This is a genomic window from uncultured Caballeronia sp. (genome assembly GCF_964243625.1).
Taxonomy (GTDB): Bacteria; Pseudomonadota; Gammaproteobacteria; order Burkholderiales; family Burkholderiaceae; genus Caballeronia.
The window spans coordinates 1-25,561 of the sequence record NZ_CAXTGZ010000016.1; the positions used below are offsets into that span (position 1 = coordinate 1).

Sequence of the window (25,561 nt, forward strand, 5' to 3'; positions counted from 1 at the left end):
TCGCACAACAGAAATTTTCGCCGGAAGTACAGCAGGCGATTCGCACCGATGCCCAGCGGATCACCGCAGCTTCCACACAGGCGTCGCGAGCACGCGTCGCGGCGGTGGCTGCCGCGACGACCGAGCGCGCGCGCGTGCCGGTATCGAACGCACCGCAGACGGTCGACTCGCTGCTTCATGCTCAATTGCCACTGACACAAACGCTCGGCAGCCAGGCGTTCGGTCAATCTGGCGCGACGGCAGCGATCCAGCCGCAACTCGTCGCGCGTTAAGGGGAAACTTATGAGCAGGATTCAATCGATGCGCAATAACGCGATCATGATTGCGATCGCAATTGGCGTGTTGCCGTTTGCGTCACCCGTTCTGGCACAGACGCAAGTTCAAACGCCTTTGACCGCGCAAGCGCAAGCACAGCCGCAATCGCAGGCACAACCGCAGTACGAGACTGTTGTGCGGCCACCCGTCATGGAGCAGCCAGTCGAGGCGCCTGTGACGCGCATAGGCGATTCAACTGTCGCGTGGCTCGCAATGCAGCGTGAGGGCCGCCTTGCGGCGCCCGCACAGCCCATGCTCGGCGTCGAGGCCGATGCCGCGTTTCGCCGATACCTCAAGTCATTCGATCATCCGATTCCGGCGCAACTGAATTCGTCGGTGGGCGAGGTGGGTGCTGGATCGGGTGGCGGGGCACAGAACTGACATGCGCCGCTCATCGATAACAACCGGACCCGTATCCCGCCGCCGTCAGCGCGGGATTGCGAGCGTGATCGCCTCGATCTGGCTGGTCGCAGCGGTCATCTTGCTGGGCGTTATCGATATTGGCAACGTGTTCTATCAACGACGCCTGTTGCAGGGCGTGGCGGATCTTGCGGCTAGCGCAGGCGTGCAGGTTATCGATGACGCCTGTTCGAGGGCTCCGGCAACCGCTGCGGGAAGCGCCGGTGCAAACGGCTTCACGGCCTCGGGAACAAGCAACACGATCACGACGACATGCGGCCGTTGGGACCCGACGCTCTATGCCGGACCGACCTACTTCGCTGCGGCCGGTACGCCCGCGAACGCGGTACAGGTCACCGTGGCGAAGCAAGTGCCGTACTTCTTCGCCGGACCGGGACGCATGGTCACGGCGACAGCGACCGCGCAGGCCATCAACGTGGGCGCGTTCAGTATTGGCACGACTACGGCAAGCGTCGATCCAACAGTCATCACCGGCTTGTTGAACTCCATGCTGGGGACGAATATCAACTCGTTGCAGATATCGGCGGCGGGCTATGCGGGGCTTGCGCAATCGCGGATCGAAATCGGCGACCTGGTAACGGCGGCGGGCGTCGGCACCGTGAATCAGTTGCTCGCACTGAATCTCACCGCGGCCCAGATCGCCAAGTTGACGCTCACCGCATTGCAGAACACCCATGTACTGAACGCGAATTTGTCGGCGGCGGTGGGCGCGTTGCAGACCATTGTCAACGCGAACATCCAGGGTTCGGGGACGTTGGCGATAGGCGCGGCAAACGGCTCGGCGGGGCTGCTGCAAATCGGTCTAGCCGATACACAATCCGCCTTGCACGCCACCATCAGTCCGTTCGATGCGTTGATGGTCACGGCCGAGGTTGCGCAAGCGGGGAAGGCGGCTATCAACGTGGGAACCGCGCTCAACCTGGGCGTGGCGACTGCGTCGCTGCAGGTCCAGATCATCCAGCCGCCGGTGCTGGCGGTCGGCGAGGCCGGCAAGACGCCGACTGGCGCGTGGCGAACGGTGGCCAGTTCGGCACAGTTGCTGGCGTCCATAAAAGTCTCCCTCGGCCAGGTGCCGGCGCTTGCCGCCCTCGGATTGGGCTCACCAGCCCTTTATCTGCCTGTGAACATAGCCGTGGCGCCGGGACAAGCCTGGCTGGTTTCAACACAATGTGCCTCGACGCAGGCGGCAAGCAATTCGGTGGTTGGTGTCCAGACTGGTATCGCGCAGGTTTGCGTGGGGGATTCGATCACCAATCCTTTCGCAGCGACGCCGTTTAGTTGTTCGCCCGCGACGTTGATCAACGCGCTTAATGTATTGACCATCACGACTGCGGCAGGTCTTCCGGCGACAGTGCCGGCATCGAGTGCTGTGAACATGACGTTCGACGGTATTTCCGGAAACACTGACGACTATCAGACGACCAATTCGAACCAGGTAGGGGGCGTGTTATACAACGCAACGCTCGGCCTGGCGACACAGCTTTCCAGCCCGACCGGTTTGACGCTTAAAGTGTTCGGCGCTCAGACTCTCCTGGGCTCGGTACTTGGACAGCTTGTTGTCGGCCCGGTCCTGGCCATTCTGTTGCCCTTGCTGAAGCCCGTTTTCAATGCGCTTGACTCCATCCTCACGCCGATACTGCAACTACTCGGCGCACAGATCGGCGTCAGCACCGTTCACGGCTTGCCGCCTGTATGCGGGCAATCGCAACTGCAGTACTGAAGCTTCGCTTCATCGACGCCGATAACCTTATCAAGTACCACACGCATCAAAGCCATGAGATTCGATCAATGAGACCAGCGACAAAAATCGACGACCTCGATATCTATGTGTGGGAAGGCAAGGCGGATATCGTCGAGCAGGTGGTGCGCTGCATGTCGAGTTTCGAAGTCGATGTGATTCGCGCCGACGGCATGTCGATCGCCTCGAGCCAGACGTCGGAGCGCCAGGCGATTGCCATTGTGAGTGTCAGCGTGATCGATACAGGCGCGTTCGCGTTGCGCGACTGGGAAGCACATCGCGGCATGCCGGTCGTCTGGGTAGGCGCCGCCCCGCGCGAACGCGATGCCGCGGTTTTCCCCACCGACTACTCGCATATCCTGCCGCTCGACTTTACCGGCGCCGAGTTGCGCCGCATGGTGGCGAAGCTTGCTCAACAGCTTCGCGCGCATGGCGAAGAGGTTCAGGAATCGAGCGCGTTGATAGCAAACGCCGAGTGCATGCAGACCTTGCTGCGCGAGGTGGAAACCTTCGCCGATTGCGATACCAGCGTCCTCGTGCACGGCGAAACCGGCGTGGGCAAGGAGCGCATTGCGCAGATGCTGCACGAGCGCCACTCGCGTTATTCAGAGGGACCGTTCGTGCCGGTGAACTGCGGCGCCATCCCCGATGGTCTCTTTGAATCCCTTTTCTTCGGTCACGCAAAAGGATCGTTCACAGGCGCCGTGATCGCCCACAAGGGCTACTTCGAACAGGCCGATGGCGGCACGCTGTTCCTCGATGAAATCGGCGACATGCCGCTTTATCAGCAGGTCAAATTGCTGCGCGTTCTGGAGGACAGCGCGGTGACGCGCATTGGTTCGGCTACGCCCGCGAAGGTGGATTTCCGGCTGGTCGCGGCGAGCCACAAAAGCTTGCCGCAGCTCGTGAAGGACGGCGAGTTTCGCGCTGACCTTTATTATCGGCTGGCGGTGATCGAGTTGAAGATTCCGTCGCTCGAGGAACGCGGCGCAGTCGACAAGATCGCGTTGTTCAAGTCGTTCATTGCACAGGTGGTGGGACAAGAAAAACTCGCGACGTTGCCCGAGCTTCCCTACTGGCTCGCTGATGCAGTCGCCGACAGTTATTTTCCCGGCAATGTCCGCGAGTTGCGCAATCTCGCTGAGCGTATCGGCGTGACGGTGCGTCAGGTGGGATCGTGGGATACGGCGCGCCTGCAGCGGCTGCTGGCACTCGCCCGGACCTCGCAGCCGTTGCCGCCGGACCTCAACGCGGAAGTGGTCGTGGACCGCAGCAAGTGGGACATGAACGAGCGCAATCGCGTGCTTGCCGCGCTCGATGCCAACGGCTGGCGCCGGCAGGACACGGCAAGTCATCTTGGTATCAGCCGCAAGGTCCTGTGGGAGAAGATGCGCAAGTTCCAGATCTTCGACGAAGAGCCTGAAACGCGCGCCGTCGACTGATTCAGGCCTTTAACGCAATGCCGCGGTCAACGTCGCGAAGGTGCGTTCATCGGTGCGTTCGAAGTGCAGCGGCGTGACCGACACGCGTCCCGATGCAACCACTGCCGTCTCGCTGTCGGGCGTATTTTCACGCGGGCCGCGCTGGAATCGCAGCCAGTGATATTGCAGTCCGCGCGGATCGGTTTGCGGCAATACATCGATACCCTCCACCAGTCCCACGCCTTGACGCGTAGGCGTGAGCGGACCCGCTGAAGCGGCATCGACATCGGGAAAATTCACGTTGAGGCAAGTGGGTGCATCGTGTGCGATGGCAGCCAGTTGACTGATCACGCCGGGCGCGAGCGCACGCGATGTATCCCAGCGCACGTTCTCGCGATCGCTGAATGTCTGGCTCAGCGCGATCGACGGCAAACCGAGCAGCAAGCCCGTCATGGCCGCGCCAACCGTGCCGGAGAACATGGTTTCCGCACCGAGATTGCCACCGCGGTTGATGCCGGATAGCACGAGCGTAGGCCGCGCATCCCGCATCAGGTGTCGCACGCCCATCACGACGCAATCGCCCGGCGTGCCGAGTACGCCAAAGCGGCGAGGGCCGTGCTGGCTTACACGCAAAGGCGAATGCAGGCTGATGGAATGCGAGGTGCCGCTTTGATCGTGCTCGGGCGCGACGACCCACACTTCATCGGCGATTTCCGCTGCGACGGCTTCGAGCACGGCGAGGCCGGGTGCATCGATACCATCGTCGTTGGTCAGCAGGACGCGTTGAATGCGCGGTTGTAATGTAGACGATGAAGCGGCAGGCATTGCAGATCTCCTTGTCGATTGACGGATGTACGAGTCAATCGATTATTCCAGAGATCGCGTTGTCGGGTAGCGGGGTGCGTTACTTGATGCCGAGCCCGCGCAGGACGGCGTTGCCGTCGGCGGTCAGGCGAAACTTGGCTTCGCCCGGTTCCGGCGTCACCATTTCCACGTAGCCGTATTCGCTGAGCGAGGCGACATCGGGCGTGGCAGCACGCACATCGATAGGCGCGTGCAGCAGCAACAGCAGCGTGGCGATTTCATGATGGCTCAATAATCTCTTGATGGCTCGCACTGGAGCCGATGCGTCGCGGAGGTTCATGACGAACTCCTTTCGTTGATGCTTTACGCGTAGTGCTTTGCGGGCGATTTGACTGCAACAGTCATGATGCAAGTGGGGCGAGGGTATCGACGAAGTCTTAGGCGAAACTTAAAACCGAAATAAAGCATGTGACGAATGCTTACCGCCGAAGCGGCGCACGCCTAGAAGTGATAGTCCGGGTTCTTCGGATTAAAAGTGTCCTCGTCGAAAATCTTCGGCGCGATGTTCTGGAAAACGATGCTTTCGAAGACATTGCCGTCGTTATCGAAGGATTCGGCGGTGCGGAAATACGGCCTTCTCAGGTCGAGTCCGAGCACCTCTTTTTTCGCATAGAACTGTGGCTGACCCGATGGCGTTTCGTAAGTGAATGCCACCACGCGCGCGCCGTCGATGGTCTTCACCTCGATATTGTTCGCTCGGGTCACGCCCGCTTCGGCGAACTTCTTGCCTTCTGCAAGGAACTGCTGCGTGATGAATTCGGTGCCGAGGTCGCGAATGGAATGACGTGATTGCGAGCGCGCGAGCGACCCGTCAAGTGCAGTCCAGAGCGTCATGACGTTGAGAATGCCGCCGAGGTGGCCGAGCATTTCGTCGGGGCGCGTGGTTTCGTCGTAGAGGATTTCCTGGCCCGCGTGGTCGCCGTCGGGCAGCCATTTGGCGTAGACGCGCATGGGGTCGCGCGTGACACGCACGAGCATGTGATCGGGTTGGTCGGGCCATCTTCCCTCGATGCGCTCGCGCCGCAGCATGGTGAACTCATACGACGGGTACCCGTTCGGACCTTCCTTCAGATAACGCGGCAACGCAAGCGGATCGAGCGATTGAAACAAAGACACCAGCGCCGTGTCGCTCATTTTCGCGAGCATGCCGGATAGCGCCGCGCGGCTCAGCCAGCGGACCTGCCGATCGAGTGAAAGCTTTCCGACCTGCGATGCCGGCGTTTTCGGCGGTTCGGCCGTGGCGTTGGCGGAAAGCGCAGGCCCGGCGGCAGATGTGGCGGCGGAGGTGGGGAGAGACGGCGTGGCCGTGTTGGCGGCAGAAGCCGCGCTGGCGGCTTCCTGGGCGCTGGCCGGTCCTGACATGGCCGCGCTCAGCGCGAAGGCGCCCAGCACGCTCCACGCGCGAGTAGCCGCGTGATTCGATAACACGCGCGGGCGACGCTGTCGTACTCGATGCATGAGATTCTCCGTGGTCCAATCGTTCGGCGTTCTGGCTGTTGGCTGCTTCGGCGTCGTGCGGTTCACGGCGGTTTATTCGCCGGGTATTTATCTGTGACACAACGCTTCGGAGCGCCCCGAAATTCCACGGAGCAGCACTTTATGTGCTTGGGCGCTGCAAGGCCCTGTTTCTGACGGTCATCGTTCGAGGATAGCGACCACGCCCTGGCCGCCCGCGGCGCAAATCGATATCAGGCCGCGCGTGGTTGCGCCGGGCGTATCCGGCTCGCCCGCGAGCATCTTTGCAAGCGCGCCCACGATTCGTCCACCCGTCGCGGCAAACGGATGACCTGCCGCCAGCGACCCGCCGTTCACGTTCATTCGCGACCGGTCGATCGAACCAAAAGGGCCGTCGAGACCGAGCTGCGTGCGGCAGTATTCATCGTCTTCCCATGCCTTGAGCGTACACAGTACTTGCGCGGCGAAAGCTTCGTGGATTTCATAGAAGCTGAAGTCCGCGAGGCCGAGTCCCGCGCGTTCGAGCATACGCGGAACCGCATAGGCAGGCGCCATCAACAAGCCTTCCTTCTTGTCGATGAAATCGACGGCCGCCGTTTCCGAGTAAGTGAGATACGCGAGCACGGGCAAGTTGCGCGCGGCAGCCCAATCGTCGGATGCGAGCAGGACGGCCGACGCGCCATCGGTGAGCGGCGTGGAATTGCCGGCAGTGAGCGTGCCGGCATCACGATCGAAGACAGGTCTGAGCGCGGCTAAGCGATCAAGCGTGAGATCGTGCCGCAGGATGTTGTCGCGCGAGAGGCCCTTGTAGGGCGTCATGAGATCGTTGAAGAAACCGCGCTCGTAAGCGGCGGAGAGTTTGCGATGACTCTCGAGCGCAAGTTCGTCCTGCGCCTCGCGGGGTATCTTCCAGCGCTTCGCCATCAGTTCGCAATGCTCGCCCATCGATAAACCCGTGCGCGGTTCGCTGTTGCGCGGCAACGCGGGTTTCACCAGCATGCCCGGCCGCAGCTTCGCAAGCGCGCTCATGCGCTGCGCCGCCGACTTGCTGCGGTTGGCTTCCAGCAAGATCTTGCGCATCCGTTCGTTGACGCCGATAGGCGCGTCGGACGTCGTATCGACACCGCCTGCAATGCCTGCATCGATGTGTCCAAGCGCGATCTTGTTCGCAACCAGGATGGCAGTTTCGAGGCCCGTGCCGCATGCCTGGCTGACATCGTACGCGGGCGTTTCTTTCGCGAGCGTGGTTGAGAGCACGGCTTCGCGCGTGAGGTTGAAGTCGCGCGAGTGCTTGACGACCGCGCCCGCCGCGACTTCGCCCAGGCGCAGGCCATGGAGGTCGTATCGATCAACGAGCCCTTGCAGCGCGAAGCTCAGCATGTCCTGATTCGATGCCGCCGCATACGCCGTGTTCGAGCGCGCAAACGGAATCCGGTTGCTGCCGATGATCGCCACGCGACGCACAGCGGGAAGGGCGCTCGTAGTCATGACAGTTCCCAATCAAAGCGGCCGTGCAGATGCAGCCTTTCGCCGGCAAGATCGCGGACTTCGAAGTCGCGCGCCGTGGTCGATGATGCCGCGGTCCACAGCGTGGTTTCGGCGGGCAGGAAAATGGGCGACTTGAACTCGCCGCTGATATTTGCAGAACCCAGTTGCTTGCAGGGCTGCAACGCCGCGACGGTCCGGCCAAGCGTCCACATCCCATGAGCGATGGCGCGCGGGAAGCCGAAGGCTTTTGCGGTGAGTGCATGCAGATGGATGGGATTGAAGTCGCCGGACGCCTTCGCGTAGTCACGCCCGAGTTGCGCGGGCAGTTGCCAGCGTGCTTCACGTGTCAGCACGGGCGCTTCGATGCCGGATGCTTCCGCAACGGGAGCACCGCTCGCACCGCCCGCACGATTGGCCACGCCACGCTTCAGATAAATGCTGTCGGCGTCCCACACCGCTTCGCCACCTCTATAGATACGCGTATGCAGCGTGAACGCCTGGCCTTTGTCGTGCGGTATGAGCGCGCCGCTTTCCACTTCAATGCGCAGCGTCTGTCCCGAATGCAAGGTACGTCGCATATGCACCGTATTCGATATATGCACGAGGCCGATTGCGGGCCACGGAAACGCGGTATCGGTGAGCAGCATCAGATGCAGCGGGAACGCCATCACGTGCGGGAACGTGGGCGGCACGCCATGTTCGGGAATGAATCCGCACACGCGCGCATACCGGCCGATCTGCTCGGGATCGAGCGGCACCTTGGGCCGCACGAGCCGAAGCGAGGGCAACTCTGCCGCGCCGACGCCACGCTTGAAGATGCCTTGCAACGCGCGGCCGTAGAGTTTCGCCGGCGGCGGCAAGGTGTCCACGATCACCGTGCGCATGCGCGCCGCGCCTGAAGCAAGCATCATGTTCATGCTCCGATCAGGCTTTGACCGCATACGCGCACGACGTTGCCGGTAATGCCGCTCGACGCCGGGCTCGCAAGCCACGCGATCGTCTCGGCGACATCGACAGGCAAGCCGCCCTGGCTCATCGAATTCATGCGACGTCCCGCTTCCCGAAGCCCCAGCGGAATCTTCGCGGTCATATGCGTTTCGATAAACCCCGGCGCTACCGCGTTGATCGTGATGCCTCGCGCAGCGAGGAGCTTCGCCATGCCTTGCACGCGGCCGATCACGCCGGCCTTCGAGGTCGCATAGTTCGTCTGGCCGAGGTTGCCGGCGATGCCGCTTATCGACGATACGCCTATGATCCTGCCGCCCATATGCAGCACATCCTTTTCGAGCAGCGCTTCATCGATGCGTTCCTGCGCCGACAGGTTCACGTCGATCACGCTGTCCCACGCAGCCCCGGTCATCTTCGCGATGGTCTTGTCGCGGGTGATGCCGGCGTTATGCACGACGATATCGATACCGCCGAACGCCGCCAGCGCGGCCGAGATCGTGGCAGGCGCGTCAGGCGCGGCGATGTCCGCAAGCAGCGCCGTATGCGCGCCCTGCGACGGCCACGCATCTTCCAGCGCGAGCATGGTCTGGTCGAGCGCATCCTGCGCCTCGGCTACATCGAGCCCGATCACATGCGCGCCGCGTTCGGCCAGCACATGCGCGATCGCTGCCCCGATGCCGCGCGCTGCGCCCGTCACCAGCGCACGCTTGCCCGCCAAAGGCTGATTCCAGTCGACGGGTGGCGAAGCGGGCGTCGCATCGATACGAATGACTTGTCCCGATACATACGCCGAGCGCGGCGACAGCAGGAAGCGCAACGCACCTTCCATGTTGCCGCCGGGTTCCACCTGCACGAGATTCGACGAGATGCCGCCACGCGCCTCCTTGCCAAGCGAACGAGTCAGGCCTTCCAGGGCGCGCTGCGCCGTCCACGTCTTCGGGGACGCGCACGATTCCGGCGGCAATCCGAGCACGATGATGCGGCCGCTTTTTGCCACGGACCGGATGGCATCGTGGAAGAAGCCGTAGAGCGCATGCAAGTGCGTGCTGTCGGCTATGCCCGTGGCATCGAAGATGAGCGCTTGTACGCGATCGTTCGGCGGCGCATCGGGCGAACGCGGTTCGAAGCGGCCGCTCATTGCGTTATGGCGTGCCGCCACTGGCAACCAGCTCAACGCGCTTTCATGCGCAACACTCGTCATGCCGACAGAACCCAGCAGCGTCATCAACGGCTCGAACAGCGTAGGCGATGGCCCCGCGCCAATTGCTGCGATCCCGCCGAATTCCGCGCGGCCTTGCGCATGCCGCCGCAGCACTTCCGGCCGGGGCAGCCCGATGGAACGCGCGACGCTCGCACCAAACGGTTTGTTGACGAAGTCGAGATAACGGTCTGTCATCACTGCCTGATGTGCGCCTGGGCGCGTGCATTAAGGTGTATTAAGTGCTTTAGATGCATTCGGGATCATGCCGGGATTGCCTCCGGCTCGTTCGCGAGCGCCTCATGGCGTTTTTGCAACGCATCGAGCATACCGAAATCCGCTCCGAAGTCGTCCACCTTCACGACTTCCACGCCGTAACGCGCGTAGTCGGAGAGTACCTGAGCTTCGTCTGCATCGATAAAACCCTTCGCTTTGCAATCTGCCGCCCAGGCATCGAGGTCGGGCAGGCTTTGGGGCATCGGCGGAATGTGTTTTGATTTGACCGCGTCGCGCAGCTTGAGCTCGATCTGAGCGTATCGCGGATTGAGCGCGAACATCAGCTCGCCGTAACCAATCGGATCGACGCTCGCATCAGGCGCATATGAGTCCGCGATCAGGCGTTCGCGCGCCTCGCCGGGCGTGGTCATCAACTCGGCAATCAGTGTTCCGAGCCGGTCGCCCGGCACGCGATGCGGCAGGCCGAACGGGAACGCGAGCACGCGCACGACGCCTGCGGCGACGCGGTTCGGGTAGTTTGACAACACGGCATCGAAAGCAGATTGCGCCTGATGCAGCGCGTCTTCGACGCCCCATCGCACGAGCGGGAGATCGGCGTCGCGGCGGCCGTCGTCTTCGAAACGCTTGAGCGTCGCTGAGATCAGGTAAAGCTGCGAGAGGATATCGCCGAGTCTTGCCGACAAACGCTCTCGCCGCTTCAGTTCGCCGCCGAGCACGAACATCGAGACATCGGCGAGCAGGGCAAACGCCGTCGCCATGCGTGTCGATGCGCGGTAGTAGGGCACAAGACGTGAATCGGCGCGGGCGGGTTTCGGAATCAGCACGCTGCCGCCCAGCGCGAATACAAGGCTGCGCACCATGTTCGATGCCGTGAAACTGGCGTGGCCGAAGAAGGCGTTATCGAAATCGCGCAGCCCTTTGGCCCGGTCCGAATCGCGTGTTGCGGCCATCTCCTTGAGCACGTAAGGATGACAACGTATCGCGCCCTGACCGAAGATGATCAGACTGCGCGTGAGAATGTTCGCGCCTTCCACGGTGATGGAGATGGGCACTTGCTGATATGCCCGAGCCAGGAAATTAGATGGCCCCATGCAGATGCCTTTTCCTGCGACCACGTCCATGCCGTCGTTGATGACTTTGCGCGCGCGTTCGGTGATGTGATATTTCGCGATCGCCGATATCACCGATGGTTTCTCGCCCAGATCCACCGCTTGCGCCGACAAGCGCCGTGCCGCGTCCATGACATAAAGGTTGCCGCCCATGCGTCCGAGCGCTTCCTGCACACCCTCGAACTTGCCGATCGCAGTACGGAACTGCCGGCGCACCGCCGAATACGCGCCCGTCCCGCGGACAGCGAGCTTGGCCATCCCCACATTCGACGACGGCAGCGAAATCGCCCGTCCGGCCGCAAGACATTCCATCAGCATGCGCCAGCCGTTGCCCACTTGATCGCGTCCGCCAATGACCCAGTCCATCGGGATGAACACCTCGTGGCCCCAGTTCGGCCCGTTCTGGAACACCGCATTCAGGGGCCAGTGACGACGCCCGATGTTGACTCCGGGATGCTTCGTCGGGATCAGCGCGCAGGTGATGCCGGGTTCGTCGGCGGGACCAAGAAGATGGTCCGGATCGAGCGCACGAAACGCAAGACCCAGGACGGTTGCGATGGGCCCAAGCGTGATGTAACGCTTTTCCCAGGTCACCCGGAAGCCGAGCGTCTCGCGGCCTTCGAACACACCCTTGCACACGATGCCGATATCCGGAATCGCAGCCGCGTCCGATCCCGCATAAGGACTGGTCAGCGCGAAGCAGGGGATTTCATCGCCACGCGCGAGGCGCGGCAGATAGTGGTCCTTTTGCGCTTGCGTGCCGTAGTGCATCAGCAGCTCGGCAGGACCGAGCGAGTTCGGCACCATCACGGAAACGGCGGCCGCCGAGCAACGCGTGGCGAGCTTCATGATCACTTGCGAATGGGCATAAGCGGAGAACTGCTTGCCGCCGTACTGCTTCGGAATGATCATGCCGAGAAAGCCCTTTGACTTGATGAACGCCCACGCTGCTGGCGAGAGATCCTGCCAGACGGCGGTCGTTTCCCAGTCATTGGCGATATCGCAGAGCTGGGTGCATTCCCCTTCGATGAAATCGCGTTCTTCCGCCGTCAAGACCGGCGCACCGGTTTCAAGCAGTGTGTCCCACTTGGGGCGTCCCGAGAAAAGCGCCGCGTCCCACCAGACCGTTCCCGCTTCAATGGCGTCGCGTTCGGTCGGGGACATCTGCGGGAGGATCTTGCGGAAGAGATCGAAGATGGATCGGGTCAGGATCACGCGGCGCAGCGGCTTGATTGCGAGTATCAACGCGGGCACCACAAAAACGATGGCGAGAAGCGTGGTGACAACCGGCCCGGCGATGCCGGCGAGCCATCCGGCCGCGATCCAGATCAAGGCCCACACGAGCCATGCGGTCGCTGGCGCCTGGATATAGATCAACGCGCCGCTCACTATGAACAATGCAATCACGAAGCTGGCTGTCATGACGACCTCTCCTGATAGTGTCCGATGCTCGGGTCACGCGGTGACGACGGAGAACCAGTGTGCCAGTGCGCCAAATACACATTCATCAGCACATTGTGTACCCGTCTTTCGGTCCGCGTTTCAGGCCAACGCTGGTTGCGGTTCCTTCGTATCGATCGGCGCCGCGTTGCATTCGGCGAACATCGACTGGAACGGACACATCTCGCGTGTCACGGCTTGCGGCGCCTTGAGCGCCGCCACCATGATGAGCGCAAGACGTCCTATTAATTGCGGATCTTCGAGGCGCCGCCCCTGCGTAAAGTCATCGATCAGGCTGTTCGTGTCGGCACCAGCGAGAATGCCCGATAGCGATCCAATGCAGAAGTGCAACCGCCAGCCGAGTTCTTCGCGCGGCAAGTGCGGCAGCACGCTCTGGAAGGCGCAGAAGAAACGTTCGGCGACGTCGGTGTACATCGTGCGCAGGTAAGCTCGAATGAACGGCGACGGGTCCGTGTACGCGCGTCCGAGCAGACGCAGCAACGCCGGGCCGCTTCTCTCAGGGCAACGCGACTGCTGCAACGCCGGAATGAACATCGCGCCGAGAATGTGTTCGCATGTGAGTTGCGCGCCGTGCATCGACTGGAAGCGTTCAAGCAACACGAGGCGATTGCGGTTAAGACCGTCGAGACGCCGCGTCAGCATGGCGTGAATCAGCGCGTCCTTGCCGCCGAAGTGGTAGTTCACTGCAGCAAGGTTGGCGTTCGCGCGCGCCGTGATATAGCGCAATGACATGGCCTCGTAGCCCGAGTCGATGTACTGCGCTTCGGCTGCATCGAGCAGTCGGGTCTTGGTGTCGGCGGGGCGGATGGACGGGATGGAACGGCTGGGCACTGGCGTCTCCGGAATAGTTTTGGCCTCTGATTGAAACGGGCGTTTAACCGAAGATAAAAACCTTTGGCCGGATGGACAAGCCATTTAATGGAGCGTGCTCTCTAGAAAGAGAACGATCGTGCGGCGAAGGGGAGCGAAAAGCGGGGTGCCGGACGGCACCCCGGAAGGAGCTGGAAGCCTTATGGAAGCCTATATGGAAGCTTAAGTGGAAGCGCGTGCCACTACCTGCTCGGCGGATTCGGTCATGTCGATACCTCGCCTTTCGCGGCTGAAGAAAATCAGCGCAGCGATCACCACGGCGACCGTGCCGCCAACGAGCGCCATTGCGAGTCCATAGTTATCCCCGTTCTTGACGGCAATCGACGCCTGCATGGTCGCATTCACCGATGCCAGCAAGTTCCCCAGTTGATAGATGAGTCCAGGGAAGGTGGCGCGGATTTCGTCGGGGGAGATCTCGTTCAAATGAACGGGGATGACACCCCACGCGCCCTGCACCGATATCTGCATGAGAAATGCGCCGGCCGCGAGCGCAACCGGACCGCTCGAGAACGCCCACAGCGGCAATACCGGCAATGCGATCAGCGCGGCGATGAAAATTGCCCAGCGACGCCCGATTTTTTCGGACATCGACCCAAAGAAGAGGCCGCCGCAAATCGCGCCGATATTCAGGACGATGGTGATCAGCGAAACCGTATGGGGATCGAAGTGATGTTGCTCGCGCAGGAAGGTGGGGTAAAGATCCTGGGTGCCGTGCGAAAAGAAATTGAATGCCGTCATCAGGATGATGGAATAGACGGACAGTTGCCAGTTTTGCTTGAGCGTCTTCAGCAAACTTGGCCGAGGCCGCTTCTCCATCGCTTTCCATGCGGGTGATTCAGGTACATGCGCACGCACGTAAAGGACCAGGAGAGCCGGGGCCACGCCGATGAAAAACATGCCGCGCCAGCCGACATATTGATAGGCAACGCCGAACACGATCGAGGCCAGCAAATAACCGCTTGGATATCCCGCTTGCAAGAGGCCGGAAACGAATCCGCGCGCTTTGGTCGGCACCGTTTCCATGGTGAGGGCAGAACCTACACCCCATTCGCCGCCCATCGCAATGCCGAACAGCGAACGCAGTACCAGCAGCGTGAAGAGGTTTGGAGAGAAGCCGGACAATAACTCGAGCAGTGAATAGATCGCGATGTTGATCATCAGCGTGGGACGGCGGCCGTATTTATCAGCGAGACGGCCAAAGATCAATGCGCCTATGGGACGCATTGCGAGCGTCAAGGTAATCGCGAATGCGACCTCCGGAATCTTTGTATGAAACTCGGCGGCAATATCTTTCAGTATGAAAACCATCAGAAAGAAATCGAAGGCGTCGAGTGTCCAGCCCAAATAGGCCGCTATCGTCACGTTCCTTTGTTCTCGCGTCCAGCTCATTGCCGTATTCCCCTATTCGCGTAATCTAATTAAAAGAACGACGAGGCCGCGGTCTCCTTTGCGCCGCGCCGCATAAGGCGCCCGGCTTGCGTCGGCACGAGGAAGTGTACGCCGCTGTTTAAGCGGATGCTTGAAACGATCGGCCGGATTGGTATTAACCCCGGTAATTCTGTGAGCGGAATACACCGCGGGGCAATCGGATGGCTTTCGAGGTATTCGGCGGTTTAAATATAATGAAAGTATTTTGAATTGATTTTGTATTAATGAATACATCCAAGCCGCTCTCAACCAGCGCGACGAACTTCTGGACATCGACCCGGACGATCTCGAATCGCTGATGCGCGACATGCAAATGCTCGCGTACGCGCGCTCGTTTCGCGATCTGGCGTGTGCGGACATCATGTCTAGCCCCGTTCTCACGGTCGTGGCGTCTGCGCCCGCGACGTCTGCCCGGGACTTGCTCAAGCGCCACGATGTCAAGGCGCTCCCGGTGATCGACGACGCAGATCGGGTCATCGGTATCGTGACGCGCTCGGATCTGATGGACAAGTACAGCGCTGCCACCGCTTCCGATGTGTCGAGCATCTCGCCACGCTGGTTGAAACGCAGCACTCGTCCGGTGCCCCTAGTGCGTTCACTGATGAGCCACCACGTTCGCACTGTCGAGGCAACCGCGTCTATTGCCGACCTGGTGCCGATCTTTGCGGCCTGGGGCCATCATCACATTCCCGTGCTCAACGCTGACAAAAAGCTTGCAGGAATGATCACGCAGTCGGATCTGCTCGCGGGTTTGTATCAGCAGGCTTATGTGGACCAAACGCGCGCGAGTGAGACGGCCACGGGCTGATGCGAATCCGGCAGCGAGTCCTGCTATATATTCGGTTTAGCTGCGCGACGGATCACCGATGACAGAACGGACTCGCGCCTTGGTCAAAGCCGACTTCGAGCAGCTATCGGAGTTCCGCTACCAGATGCGCCGCTTCGAGCGATTCTCCGAGCAAGCCGCACAAAGCGAAGGCATCACGCCACTGCAGTACTTGCTGCTGCTTCATATCAAGGGTTATCCGGAGCGCGAATGGGCGACCATTGGCGAGCTGGCGGAACGGCTCCAGGCGCAACATCACGGCGTTGTAGCGTTAGTCTCACGATGCGAAGCGCTGAAGCTCGTCAAGCGGAAGGCCAGCGATACCGACCGCCGTCAGGTTGAAGTGCACCTGCTCAAGACCGGCGAGAAACTGCTTGCGCGACTGGCGGAGCTGCATCGCGCGGAACTCCGGTCCTTGACGAGTTCGTTTCGTGTCCCGCAGATCGATCTATGAAGCGTCTAACTCCATTCGGTATCGGCGCCTTCGTCGGGGTCTTGTAGCGTCATGCCCGCCGATGGCAACGGCAGCGCCGTTTTGTACCGCACCTGCTTGAGCGCAAAGCTTGACCGAATGTTCGATACCCCTGGAATCTTCGTCAGCCTCTCCACGATAAACCGCTGCAGCGCCTGAATGTCCGGCACCATCACGCGCAACAGGTAATCGGCATCACCCGTCATCAGATAGCACTCCATGACCTCGGGCCGTTCGCTGATCGCTTCTTCGAATTGCCGCAGCGCGTCTTCGTCCTGCTTCGCCAGACTCACTTGAATGAACACGTTGATGCGCAAGCCGAGCAATTCGGGGTTGAGCAGCGTCACCTGCTGCTTGAAAAGGCCCAGTTTTTCGAGCGCGCGAACCCTGTTGAAACATGGCGTCTGCGACAGGTTCACCGCCTGCGCCAGCTCGGCATTGGTAATGCGCGCGTTCTGCTGCAATTGGTTCAGGATCCCGATGTCGATCCGGTCCAGGCGTTTAGGCGATGTCGTCATAACTCGAATATTCTGGAAAAGTGGGACGGCGCAGAATAAATACACTATCCGTAGACCGCCTGAAATGCAAATCAGAGGCACATTCTGTGCAACGGTAGCTAAGCTGTAGTGATATGCAGCGGACTTGTCCCTATCGAAACGCGGAGCCACGCCATGACCGATTTATCCAGCGGAACCGAACATCTGATTTCCATTTCGCGGGGACGCGACGACAGCGATCCGGCCGAAACCGCCGAATGGCTGCAGGCGCTGGACGCGGTCACGGAACACGTCGGCCGCGACCGTGCGCAGTATTTGTACGACCGGCTCGCGGAGCACGCGTTGTCGATCGGAATCGAGTCATCGCGCGCGCGAGTCACGCCTTACACCAACAGCATCCCGCTCGCCGAGCAGCCCCGATATCCGGGCAATCTGGAGATCGAAGAGAAGCTTGCCGCCGCGCTGCGATGGAATGCGCTCGCCATGGTCGTGCGTGCGAACAAGGCATACGGTGAACTGGGCGGCCACATTGCGAGTTATGCATCGGCGGCGGATCTGTTCGAAGTCGGCTTCAACCATTTCTTCCGCGCGGCCGCGCCGGATGCCGGGGAAGGCACGGGTGGCGATCTCGTCTACTTCCAGCCGCATTCGTCGCCCGGCGTTTATGCACGTGCGTACCTCGAAGGTTTCCTGAGCGAAGAGCATCTCGAGCATTACAGGCAGGAAATCGCGGGGCCGGGGTTGTGTTCATATCCGCATCCGTGGCTCATGCCCGACTTCTGGCAGTTCCCGACCGGTTCCATGGGGATTGGTCCAATCAACTCGATCTATCAAGCGCGCTTCATGCGCTATCTGCACAACCGTGGTCTCGCAAAAACGCAGGACAGGAAGGTTTGGGGCTTTTTCGGCGATGGAGAAATGGACGAGCCCGAGTCAATCGGCGCGTTGTCCCTGGCCTCGCGCGAGCAGCTCGACAACCTCGTCTTCGTGATCAACTGCAACCTGCAGCGGCTCGATGGCCCGGTGCGCAGCAATGGCCGCATCATCGATGAACTCGAAGCGCAGTTTATCGGCGCGGGCTGGAACGTGATCAAGGTGCTGTGGGGATCGGACTGGGATGCGCTGTTCGCGCGCGACCAGGGTAACGCGTTATTACGTGCATTCGCGCATACCGTCGACGGCCAGTTCCAGACGTTCTCCGCGAACGACGGCGCGTACAACCGCGAGCGTTTCTTCGGCCAGAACCCGGAGCTTGCCGCGCTGGCATCGCATTTAAGCGATGAAGACATCGACCGCTTGCGCCGCGGCGGTCACGACGTGCGCAAGCTTCACGCAGCGTACGCGAAGGCGCTTGGGCACCGCGGCCAGCCGACGGTGATTCTCGCGAAGACCATGAAGGGTTTTGGCATGGGGACATCGGGCCAGGGCCGCATGACGACGCACCAGCAAAAGAAGCTCGGCTTCGATGACCTCAAGGCATTTCGCGATCGTTTCCGTTTGCCGCTATCCGACGCGGATGTCGAGGCGGTGAAGTTCTACAAGCCCGCCGACGATAGCCCCGAGATGCAATATCTCCACGCACGACGTGGATCGCTCGGCGGGTACCTGCCGCGGCGGCGCAGGGTGGCATCGAAGGGATTGGTCGTACCTTCCATTTCGAGCTGGGGCCAGTTCGCGCTCGATGCCGCCGGCAAGGAGATGTCGACGACCATGGCGATCGTGCGCATGTTCGGCAGCCTGATGAAGGACCCGTTGCTCGGTTCGCGCGTGGTACCGGTCGTCGCCGACGAAGCCCGTACCTTCGGCATGGCAAACATGTTCCGCCAGGTCGGCATCTATTCGCCGCTTGGCCAGTTGTATGAGCCGGAAGACCTCGGGTCCATGCTTTATTACCGCGAGGACACGAAGGGGCAGATCCTGGAGGAGGGCATTTCGGAGGCGGGCGCGATGTCGTCGTGGATTGCCGCCGCGACTTCTTACAGCGTGCACGATCTGCCCATGCTGCCGTTCTACATCTACTACTCCATGTTCGGCTTCCAGCGTATTGGCGACATCATCTGGGCAGCAGCCGACCAGCGTGCGCGCGGCTTCCTGATCGGCGCAACGGCGGGCAAGACGACGCTCGGCGGCGAAGGGCTACAGCATCAGGATGGCAGCAGCCATTTGGTGGCATCGACCATACCGAATTGCCGCGCTTACGATCCCGCGTTCGCGTACGAGCTCGCGGCGATTGTCGACGAAGGCATGCGCGAAATGGTCGAGCGCCAGCACGACGTCTTCTACTACATCACCGCGATGAACGAGAACTACGCGCAACCGTCGGTGCCCGGCGGCGATCTCGCGCTTGTGCGCGAGGGGATTCTGAAGGGCATGTATCCGCTCTCGACTGGATCGGACGGTTTGGCGCGGGTGCAATTGCTCGGCGCCGGCGCGATCCTCGGCGAAGTGATCGCGGCGCAGCGGATGTTGCATGAGGACTGGGAGATCGATGCGGCGGTGTGGAGCGTGACGAGTTTCACCGAGCTGCAACGCGATGGTATGGCATCCGAACGATTGGCGCGGCTTGGAGAGGATGTGCCTGCGCCTTACGTCACGACGGCGCTGGGATCGTCGCGCGGTCCGGTGATTGCGGCGACTGATTATGTGCGCGCCGTGCCTGAACTGATTCGTGCATACGTGCCGCGACGTTACGTGGCTCTGGGCACCGATGGTTTCGGTCGCAGCGACACACGTCAGGCGTTGCGCGAATTCTTCGAGGTGGATCGTGCGTCGATCGTCATTGCTGCGCTAAAGGCGCTTGCAGACGAAGGCGAAATCGATATGTCAGTGGTGCGCGCGGCTTCGCAGAAGTATGGGAAAGCGGGCAAGGGGCAGGCTGCGCCCTGGCAACGGTAAGCGGCACGATCTAAACAACACTACTGGCTACCCGCTGCGCCGGCGCCGGGCTTCACGCTGCCGTCGGGTTGCGGGACTTCCACGGGCTTGACCTCGACAGGAGCGGTGCCGTTTTCCTTCAACCCGAGTTTATCGGCGGTCTTGGGCGACACGTCGACGATCCGGTCCTTCACGTAAGGGCCGCGATCCCGGATCTCGACAACCTCGGTATTGCCGTTTTCCAAATTCGTGACACGGGCCTTGGTGCCTAGCGGCAAGGTCTTGCTCGCGGCGACATTGGATTGGGGGTTCATCGGCGTACCGTCAGCCATCTTTTTCGAGTAGAAATTTCGGCCGTAGTACGAAGCCGTTCCCTTTCGTGCCTTGCCGGTGCGATCGAGATTTTTATGATGGGCTCCCTTCGCGCTCGACTCGCGGGCAACACTCGATGCTGCTTCTGTCGCGTGAAGCGCGGTGCTCACGCAACACGACACGATCACGAGTAGAAGCGGTTGAAGCCTGTGTCTTCGCTGTGGTTTTGAACGGGCGGCACAAAAGTCGATCTTCAATTACTGCTCCCCTTTTGCCTGTCAAAAGCATTGGACGTCCAATTCGGCGAAAATGGCGCCGAGTTTCGGCGGACGCACGCGCTCTCGAAAGGTTCGCACGTCGATGCGGGGTGTATGTGCGGTGTCGTACATAATTGCGTCAATCAACAACGCGTCGCTCATCAGCGCAGAGGTTCGCGAAACGCTATCAAGACAAACGGACACGCAAGAATGGACAAACAAACCTTACAGGCTTACGACACCGACGCTGCCGGCTTCGCGAAGGAATGGCACGAGCAAGCGGCGCCTGTCGACATGTACGACTTGCTGCGACGTTATTTCAAACCCGGACCGACCGTCGATATAGGTTGTGGTTCCGGCCGCGACGTTGCGTGGCTCGTGACGAACGGTTACGACGCAAACGGCTTCGATGCATCCGAAAGCCTGCTGCAACACGCACGTGCAACGCACCCGGAGATTCGCTTCAGTTTCGCCGCGCTCCCGGATCTCGCCGGCGTTGAAAGGGGCGTCTATGAGAACGTCCTGTGCGAGACGGTGATCATGCACCTGGATCCTGAAACGCTTCCCGACGCGGTACGCAGTCTGCTCGATCTGCTGCGTCCCGGCGGCACGCTTTACCTGAGCTGGCGGGTCACGCAACACGCATCGCAACGCGACAAAACCGGCCGCCTGTACGCCGCTTTCAATAAACAAGTGGTCCTCGATCAGCTCGGTGCGCAACATGCCATCCTGTCCGATACCGAGCAGACCAGCGTTTCGTCGGGCAAGACGGTGCATCGGCTGATTGTTCGCAACACCGCGGCCGCAGCGGCTATCGATGCCGGTCGAACAACGCGCGAAGGTTGACGGCAAGGCTCAGCAGTATCGCCAGGGCGCCGAGTGTTTCGAGTAGTGGAGACAACATCGCGTCGGATCTCCTGATGATTCTGGAAGACCTGCTGTAGAAGCAACTTGGACCAATTGCGAGCAGAGGATCAATCGATGTCATTCTGCCGGGATTGCCAGCCACCACAATGTGGATGATGCGAACTGTGCCTTAGGGTATAACTTAGGCTGATCCACTCGAACAATTCTCTCGATGCGCTTCGACCTCATCGACTTACGCCTCTTTCTCTACGTGCTGGAAACCGGCAGCATCACACATGGCGCAGCGCAGGCGAACATGTCGCTGCCATCTGCAAGCGCGCGTCTGCGAGGCATGGAAGAGGCGTTGCGCATGCCGCTGCTGGAGCGTGGTCGGCGAGGCGTGGAGACCACCCCCGCCGGGGATACACTCGCGCATCACGCGCGGCTCGTGCTTGCACAAATCGAACGCATGCAGGGTGAACTGGGCGAGCATTCCGAGGCCCGCAAGACCCGCATCCGGCTATGGGCGAACACTGCTGCAGTCACCGAATTCCTGCCGCGTCCGCTGGCCGAGTTTCTTCGCGATCACCCGAATGTTCACATCGATATGAAGGAGCGGCAAAGCGCTGAAACCGTCAAGGCGGTGCTCAACGGCTCGGCGGAAATCGGTATCGTGGCCGACGCCGTGGAGCACGGTTCGCTGCAGGCGTTTCCGTTCGCCACCGATAAACTCGTGCTGATCGTCGCGCGTGACCATGCATTGAGCGGCCAACGCAAGGTCGCGCTCAGGGACGTGGTCGGGGAAGATTTCATCGGCCTGAGCGCGGGCAGCGCGCTCTCGGAATATCTCGGCGAGCAGGCGTTGTTCGCGGGGCAGAATTTCTATTTCCGTGCGCGCATGCGGACCTTTGAAAACATCTGCTGCATGGTGGAGCATGGAGCCGGAATCGCGATTGTTCCGGTCACTGCGGCGCGGCGTTATGGGGGAACATTGGGTGTGCGGATCGTGGAATTGACCGATCGTTGGGCGCCGCGCCAGCTTCTGATCGTCGTGCGCGATCTGGACGCGCTGCAACGGCCGGAAAGGGCGCTTGTCGATGGTCTGATTCAGGTTCAACAGGTCAAATCGAAATAACCCTTCGCCATGCATACGCCGTTGACCAGGATCTCCACATCATGCTTTCCGGCGTAATGCACGCGCGTGGTGAAGTCGCGGATGTTCTGCGTGCGTTCTATTGAAACGCGCTGGCGTGCGTCGAGCGTCAGTTCCTTGAGCTTGAAGACCTTCGCGGCTGTTGCGCCGGATTTCTTCACATAGTGCATGCGGTAGTCGATCACGAGGCGCTGGCTTTCATCGCTTTTCGATGCCAGTTCGAACGACAACGTGACCCGCTCACCAAGCGTTACCGCAGCCGGCGAAACGATGAACTTGCTCAGCTTGACCTCGGGCGCGCCGCCCGCGCCGATCAACGCCAGCGCGCGGCCGTTACCGTCCTTGATCAGCGAGCGCAACGCACGTTTTGCGATCCACGCGGTATGCGCTTGATCGATGGGCCACGTCTTCAACCGGTCCAGGACCCATTCGGGATGCACCTTCGTGACATCGTTGAGATGGTTGGCGACGGACTTGCGCACATAGAGGCTCGGGTCCGCGCGCAGATTCTCCAGAATAGGGGCGGCGAGCGCCGGGTCGGCCATGATGGCGTCGAGCCGGAACGACCAGGGCAGGCGCGGGCGTGAACCCTCGCTTGCAAGCCGGCGCACGTGATCGCTTTCATCGCGCGACCAGACTTTCATGATGGCTAGCGCCCGCTTCAGGTCCTGGCGCAGGAACTCGCGGACGGCGAATTCGGACGAACCGAATCCCGTGAAGTACTTGAGCGCATCCATGGAAAGCTCGAAGTCGTCCCGGCCGTACTGCCCGACATAATCGGGAAGAACCAGCGTCGAAAATCCTTGCTGCATGTTCGGTGCGAGCGCGCGAAGAATGTTTAGCGCTTCGCTGAAATCTTCCGGAAGCGTTGCGTGCAATGCATGCGTCATGCGGCGCAGGCGCTGCATCAGGCTTAGGGTTTCAAGGTCCGCGAGCGCGACCTTCAAAAAGCGGCGCGTATCGAATGAAGGATGGACCGCCTTGACCTCTCGTGCAGCCAGGCGAAAGCGGGCTTCGTTGAAAATTTCCTTGAGCGCGGGGTTTTCGGTGACCGTCATCGTTATCGTTTTTTGGGTGAAGGGATTGCAAAGCATAGCCGCAACGCCTGTCGGATTGTTTCAGGAGGCGCGAACCGTGCCTCAAGTATCGCTGTGATTAGCCGTTAATACCGGCGTCACCCTACGCACGTTCCATCTCGCCTTCGACCACTCGACGCTTATTCCCGCGAACGTGTCTCGCTATCCACGCTTCATCGGGACGCATCGCGCTGCCTTCGCCGCAGCGAATCGCGTTCAATCGGCTGCGTTTCACCGGGTTCATCGACAGGAAGGCCGGGATGCACGCGGACTACATCGAATATCTCGTTTTAATGAGTCGTCAACATGCTTAAAAAAATAAGTGTCTCATCCGGCCTGCTGTTCGTGCTCGCCGTGTTTTGCCTGTTCCAGGTCCTGACCGAAGGCCTCGGTTTCTGGTCCCTTACCTCCACGCATGCCGACGTCAGCAACCTCTCGGACATCGCACTCAGGCAGGCCAACGCCGTCAACGAAACCACGCAACGCCTGATGGACGCCCGCATCAACCTGTCGCGCGCCGGCACGCGCATGGTCCGTGGCGGCACGGAACCTGTTGAGATCGTCCAGCACGCGCGCGAACAACTCACGCTCGCCGACAAATCGTTCAGCGCGTTCCTGAACGCACCCAAGACCGGCGATGAAAACCAGGCGCGCGCCATCGCATTGCAGGAAAAATTCAAGGCGTATCACGGCGCGCTGAGCGAACTGGCGCAATTCCTCGATGGCAACAATATCCAGGCGTTCCTCGATCAGCCTACGCAAGGTTTTCAGGACCGTTATCTCGCCGAACAACGAACCTTCGCGAATTTCAGCGATGCCGCCAGCCAGTCGTATCTCGATTCCATCGATGCACGCCTGAACCTTTTCCGCGGCGTCGGTCTGGCGATTTTCGTGGCGCTGGTCGCGGGCGTGGTGCTGGTTCACATCGCGTTGCGCCGGGGTGTGATCGCACCGCTCGAAGAAGCGGGGCGTCACTTCGAACAGATTGCAGAGGGCAAGCTCGACGAGCGCATCGCCGATCGCGGCAGCAACGAGATCGGCCGTCTCTTCGCGAGTCTCTCCGCGATGCAGGCAAGCGTTGCGCATACTGTCAGGACGGTGCGCGAATCGTCCGATTCCATCAACCTCGGCGCCGATGAAATCGCCACCGGCAACGCCGACCTTTCGGCACGCACGGAGAACCAGGCGGCATCGCTTGAAGAAACAGCGTCGAGCATGGAAGAGCTGACCGCCACGGTGCGCCAGAACGCCGATCATGCTCGCGATGCCAACAGTCTCGCTGGCGACGCGTTGACCGCGACCTCACGAGGCACGGGCGTGGTCGATCAGGTGGTGGAGAAGATGAGCAGCATTGCGAAGAGTTCGGACAAGATCGCGGAGATCATTTCGGTCATCGACGGCATTGCGTTCCAGACCAACATTCTCGCGCTGAACGCGGCGGTCGAAGCGGCGCGTGCGGGTGAGCAGGGCCGCGGATTTGCTGTGGTCGCAAGTGAAGTGCGTGGTCTTGCGCAACGCAGCGCGCAATCGGCGAAGGAGATCAAGGCGCTGATCGGCGAATCGGTTTCGCAAGTGAACGACGGCTCCGCGCTCGCTGAACGCGCCGGCGAGGCGATGCGTGAAGTATCGACATCCATATCCCGCCTTACGCAAATGATGGCCGAGATCAGCGCGTCATCGCTTGAACAAAGCACGGGTATCGAGCAAGTGAATCAGGCGGTCGTCCAGATGGATGAAATGACGCAGCAGAACGCCGCGCTGGTGGAGCAGGCGGCCGCTGCCGCGACGTCGTTGCATGAGCAAACGCGTCATCTGAAAGCGGCGGTCGCGGTGTTCAGGATCGCTTGAGGCGCGCCCGATTCAGTCAGCTATTGGCCGGTCGTTTCGGCGGTTCGCGCGAAGGAACCTTTGAACGTTTTCCAGCCGAGCGTCCAGCCCATGCGCGCAATCATCAAGCCGATCAGCGCGGCGGCGACGCGGTCCGACATCGGCACGCCGGCCATGCTGCCCAGGATCCCAAGCACGGCAACACACGCCGATATCGCATCCGAGCGCGCATGCCACGCGCTCGCAACGAGAACGCTCGAGCGAGTGCGTTTGGCCACGCCCATGATGTAGCGAAACAGCGCCTCCTTGGCGACGATCACGAACACCGCGACCACGAGTGCGGCTGCATGAACTGAGGCGCCGTTGCCAGCGTCGTTCATGTGGCTGAGACTCGTCCAGAGCGTTTGCATTCCGGTTGCAATCAGCAGGATCGCTATGAGAAGGGACCCCGCGGTTTCGTATCGATCGG

General features: G+C 61.0%; 22 protein-coding genes and 1 pseudogene. 10 read left to right on the top strand and 13 right to left on the bottom strand.

What is annotated here, in order from left to right:
- From ACFFAR_RS02120 to ACFFAR_RS02135, 4 genes and pseudogenes are all read left to right on the top strand, one after another.
- Positions 1-272, top strand: a pseudogene (locus ACFFAR_RS02120) (hypothetical protein); the annotation flags it as partial.
- A 10-nt stretch (positions 273-282) separates the two neighbouring features.
- Complete coding sequence (locus tag ACFFAR_RS02125; protein WP_375507467.1) at positions 283-696, top strand: DUF3613 domain-containing protein; 414 nt, start codon at positions 283-285, stop codon at positions 694-696.
- A gap of 64 nt (positions 697-760) precedes the next feature.
- Positions 761-2,455, top strand: coding sequence for a TadG family pilus assembly protein (locus ACFFAR_RS02130; protein WP_375507468.1), 1,695 nt, complete (start codon positions 761-763; stop codon positions 2,453-2,455).
- A 68-nt stretch (positions 2,456-2,523) separates the two neighbouring features.
- Positions 2,524-3,915, top strand: coding sequence for a sigma 54-interacting transcriptional regulator (locus ACFFAR_RS02135; RefSeq protein ID WP_062000886.1), 1,392 nt, complete (start codon positions 2,524-2,526; stop codon positions 3,913-3,915).
- Positions 3,916-3,924: 9 nt separating this feature from the next.
- On the opposite strand, the gene surE is transcribed toward ACFFAR_RS02135, so the two are convergent.
- The 9 genes from surE to ACFFAR_RS02180 all read right to left on the bottom strand — a co-directional run bounded on the left by surE (position 3,925) and on the right by ACFFAR_RS02180 (position 14,913).
- Positions 3,925-4,719, bottom strand: coding sequence for a 5'/3'-nucleotidase SurE (gene surE / locus ACFFAR_RS02140; protein ID WP_174363938.1), 795 nt, complete (start codon positions 4,717-4,719; stop codon positions 3,925-3,927).
- 79 nt (positions 4,720-4,798) lie between these two features.
- Positions 4,799-5,038: a hypothetical protein gene (locus ACFFAR_RS02145; protein ID WP_061999617.1), complete on the bottom strand. Its 240-nt coding sequence runs from the start codon at positions 5,036-5,038 to the stop codon at positions 4,799-4,801.
- A gap of 161 nt (positions 5,039-5,199) precedes the next feature.
- Entirely contained in the window at positions 5,200-6,216 is a 1,017-nt protein-coding gene (locus ACFFAR_RS02150) for a DUF1571 domain-containing protein (RefSeq protein ID WP_375507469.1), read from the bottom strand.
- 177 nt (positions 6,217-6,393) lie between these two features.
- Positions 6,394-7,701 (bottom strand): acetyl-CoA C-acetyltransferase, encoded by a 1,308-nt coding sequence (locus ACFFAR_RS02155; protein ID WP_375507470.1) that lies wholly within the window; start codon positions 7,699-7,701, stop codon positions 6,394-6,396.
- The gene (locus ACFFAR_RS02160) at positions 7,698-8,609 is read right to left on the bottom strand and encodes a MaoC/PaaZ C-terminal domain-containing protein (protein ID WP_174365350.1); all 912 of its coding nucleotides are present in this window, start codon (positions 8,607-8,609) and stop codon (positions 7,698-7,700) included. Before ACFFAR_RS02160 ends, ACFFAR_RS02155 begins: the two co-directional genes overlap by 4 nt.
- A 5-nt stretch (positions 8,610-8,614) precedes the next feature.
- Positions 8,615-10,045 (bottom strand): 3-oxoacyl-ACP reductase, encoded by a 1,431-nt coding sequence (locus ACFFAR_RS02165; protein WP_375507471.1) that lies wholly within the window; start codon positions 10,043-10,045, stop codon positions 8,615-8,617.
- 65 nt (positions 10,046-10,110) lie between these two features.
- A complete protein-coding gene (locus tag ACFFAR_RS02170; protein ID WP_174364635.1) occupies positions 10,111-12,615 on the bottom strand; it encodes an acyl-CoA dehydrogenase in 2,505 nt (834 codons plus the stop codon).
- Between the two features lie 120 nt (positions 12,616-12,735).
- Positions 12,736-13,500, bottom strand: a complete 765-nt coding sequence (locus ACFFAR_RS02175) for a TetR/AcrR family transcriptional regulator (RefSeq protein ID WP_375507473.1) — start codon at positions 13,498-13,500, stop codon at positions 12,736-12,738.
- A gap of 186 nt (positions 13,501-13,686) precedes the next feature.
- Positions 13,687-14,913 (bottom strand): MFS transporter, encoded by a 1,227-nt coding sequence (locus tag ACFFAR_RS02180; protein ID WP_061999612.1) that lies wholly within the window; start codon positions 14,911-14,913, stop codon positions 13,687-13,689.
- Between the two features lie 337 nt (positions 14,914-15,250).
- Between ACFFAR_RS02180 and ACFFAR_RS02185 the strand changes: the two genes are divergently transcribed.
- Together ACFFAR_RS02185 and ACFFAR_RS02190 are read left to right on the top strand one after the other, a co-directional pair.
- Positions 15,251-15,760, top strand: coding sequence for a CBS domain-containing protein (locus tag ACFFAR_RS02185; protein ID WP_174365607.1), 510 nt, complete (start codon positions 15,251-15,253; stop codon positions 15,758-15,760).
- Between the two features lie 58 nt (positions 15,761-15,818).
- Complete coding sequence (locus ACFFAR_RS02190; protein WP_174365606.1) at positions 15,819-16,232, top strand: MarR family transcriptional regulator; 414 nt, start codon at positions 15,819-15,821, stop codon at positions 16,230-16,232.
- Between the two features lie 5 nt (positions 16,233-16,237).
- Here ACFFAR_RS02190 and ACFFAR_RS02195 read toward each other — a convergent pair whose 3' ends face one another.
- A complete protein-coding gene (locus ACFFAR_RS02195) occupies positions 16,238-16,768 on the bottom strand; it encodes an Lrp/AsnC family transcriptional regulator (protein WP_061999611.1) in 531 nt (176 codons plus the stop codon).
- A 153-nt stretch (positions 16,769-16,921) separates the two neighbouring features.
- On the opposite strand from ACFFAR_RS02195, the gene mdeB reads away from it, so the two are divergent.
- Positions 16,922-19,642, top strand: a complete 2,721-nt coding sequence (mdeB, locus tag ACFFAR_RS02200) for an alpha-ketoglutarate dehydrogenase (RefSeq protein WP_174363223.1) — start codon at positions 16,922-16,924, stop codon at positions 19,640-19,642.
- Between the two features lie 20 nt (positions 19,643-19,662).
- Here the strand turns inward: mdeB and ACFFAR_RS02205 are convergent, their stop codons facing one another.
- Positions 19,663-20,121, bottom strand: a complete 459-nt coding sequence (locus ACFFAR_RS02205) for a septal ring lytic transglycosylase RlpA family protein (RefSeq protein WP_375507472.1) — start codon at positions 20,119-20,121, stop codon at positions 19,663-19,665.
- Between the two features lie 279 nt (positions 20,122-20,400).
- Between ACFFAR_RS02205 and ACFFAR_RS02210 the strand changes: the two genes are divergently transcribed.
- Positions 20,401-21,036 carry a methyltransferase domain-containing protein gene (locus tag ACFFAR_RS02210; protein WP_174363225.1) on the top strand — a complete coding sequence of 212 codons (636 nt, stop codon included), beginning with the start codon at positions 20,401-20,403 and terminating at the stop codon, positions 21,034-21,036.
- A 232-nt stretch (positions 21,037-21,268) separates the two neighbouring features.
- On the top strand, positions 21,269-22,171 hold the full coding sequence (locus ACFFAR_RS02215; RefSeq protein ID WP_174363226.1) for a LysR substrate-binding domain-containing protein: 903 nt from the start codon (positions 21,269-21,271) through the stop codon (positions 22,169-22,171).
- On the opposite strand, the gene ACFFAR_RS02220 is transcribed toward ACFFAR_RS02215, so the two are convergent.
- Complete coding sequence (locus ACFFAR_RS02220; RefSeq protein WP_174363227.1) at positions 22,150-23,247, bottom strand: DNA alkylation repair protein; 1,098 nt, start codon at positions 23,245-23,247, stop codon at positions 22,150-22,152. The two genes, ACFFAR_RS02215 and ACFFAR_RS02220, sit on opposite strands and share 22 nt — an antisense overlap.
- A gap of 324 nt (positions 23,248-23,571) precedes the next feature.
- On the opposite strand from ACFFAR_RS02220, the gene ACFFAR_RS02225 reads away from it, so the two are divergent.
- Positions 23,572-25,113, top strand: coding sequence for a methyl-accepting chemotaxis protein (locus ACFFAR_RS02225; protein WP_174363228.1), 1,542 nt, complete (start codon positions 23,572-23,574; stop codon positions 25,111-25,113).
- A gap of 20 nt (positions 25,114-25,133) precedes the next feature.
- On the opposite strand, the gene ACFFAR_RS02230 is transcribed toward ACFFAR_RS02225, so the two are convergent.
- Positions 25,134-25,561, bottom strand: a 428-nt coding sequence (locus ACFFAR_RS02230; protein WP_174363229.1) for a cation transporter, incomplete at its 5' end; no start/stop codon positions are given.

Excerpts from the sequence above, each read along its gene's own strand:
- ACFFAR_RS02215 (WP_174363226.1), top strand. The coding sequence starts at position 21,269 with ATGCGCTTCGACCTCATCGACTTACGCCTCTTTCTCTACGTGCTGGAA.
- surE (WP_174363938.1), bottom strand. The coding sequence starts at position 4,719 with ATGCCTGCCGCTTCATCGTCTACATTACAACCGCGCATTCAACGCGTC.
- ACFFAR_RS02150 (WP_375507469.1), bottom strand. The coding sequence starts at position 6,216 with ATGCATCGAGTACGACAGCGTCGCCCGCGCGTGTTATCGAATCACGCG.
- ACFFAR_RS02155 (WP_375507470.1), bottom strand. The coding sequence starts at position 7,701 with ATGACTACGAGCGCCCTTCCCGCTGTGCGTCGCGTGGCGATCATCGGC.
- ACFFAR_RS02125 (WP_375507467.1), top strand. The coding sequence starts at position 283 with ATGAGCAGGATTCAATCGATGCGCAATAACGCGATCATGATTGCGATC.
- ACFFAR_RS02185 (WP_174365607.1), top strand. The coding sequence starts at position 15,251 with ATGCGCGACATGCAAATGCTCGCGTACGCGCGCTCGTTTCGCGATCTG.
- ACFFAR_RS02180 (WP_061999612.1), bottom strand. The coding sequence starts at position 14,913 with ATGAGCTGGACGCGAGAACAAAGGAACGTGACGATAGCGGCCTATTTG.
- ACFFAR_RS02160 (WP_174365350.1), bottom strand. The coding sequence starts at position 8,609 with ATGCTTGCTTCAGGCGCGGCGCGCATGCGCACGGTGATCGTGGACACC.
- ACFFAR_RS02135 (WP_062000886.1), top strand. The coding sequence starts at position 2,524 with ATGAGACCAGCGACAAAAATCGACGACCTCGATATCTATGTGTGGGAA.
- ACFFAR_RS02165 (WP_375507471.1), bottom strand. The coding sequence starts at position 10,045 with ATGACAGACCGTTATCTCGACTTCGTCAACAAACCGTTTGGTGCGAGC.
- ACFFAR_RS02190 (WP_174365606.1), top strand. The coding sequence starts at position 15,819 with ATGACAGAACGGACTCGCGCCTTGGTCAAAGCCGACTTCGAGCAGCTA.
- ACFFAR_RS02225 (WP_174363228.1), top strand. The coding sequence starts at position 23,572 with ATGCTTAAAAAAATAAGTGTCTCATCCGGCCTGCTGTTCGTGCTCGCC.
- ACFFAR_RS02220 (WP_174363227.1), bottom strand. The coding sequence starts at position 23,247 with ATGACGGTCACCGAAAACCCCGCGCTCAAGGAAATTTTCAACGAAGCC.
- ACFFAR_RS02195 (WP_061999611.1), bottom strand. The coding sequence starts at position 16,768 with ATGACGACATCGCCTAAACGCCTGGACCGGATCGACATCGGGATCCTG.
- mdeB (WP_174363223.1), top strand. The coding sequence starts at position 16,922 with ATGACCGATTTATCCAGCGGAACCGAACATCTGATTTCCATTTCGCGG.
- ACFFAR_RS02210 (WP_174363225.1), top strand. The coding sequence starts at position 20,401 with ATGGACAAACAAACCTTACAGGCTTACGACACCGACGCTGCCGGCTTC.
- ACFFAR_RS02170 (WP_174364635.1), bottom strand. The coding sequence starts at position 12,615 with ATGACAGCCAGCTTCGTGATTGCATTGTTCATAGTGAGCGGCGCGTTG.
- ACFFAR_RS02145 (WP_061999617.1), bottom strand. The coding sequence starts at position 5,038 with ATGAACCTCCGCGACGCATCGGCTCCAGTGCGAGCCATCAAGAGATTA.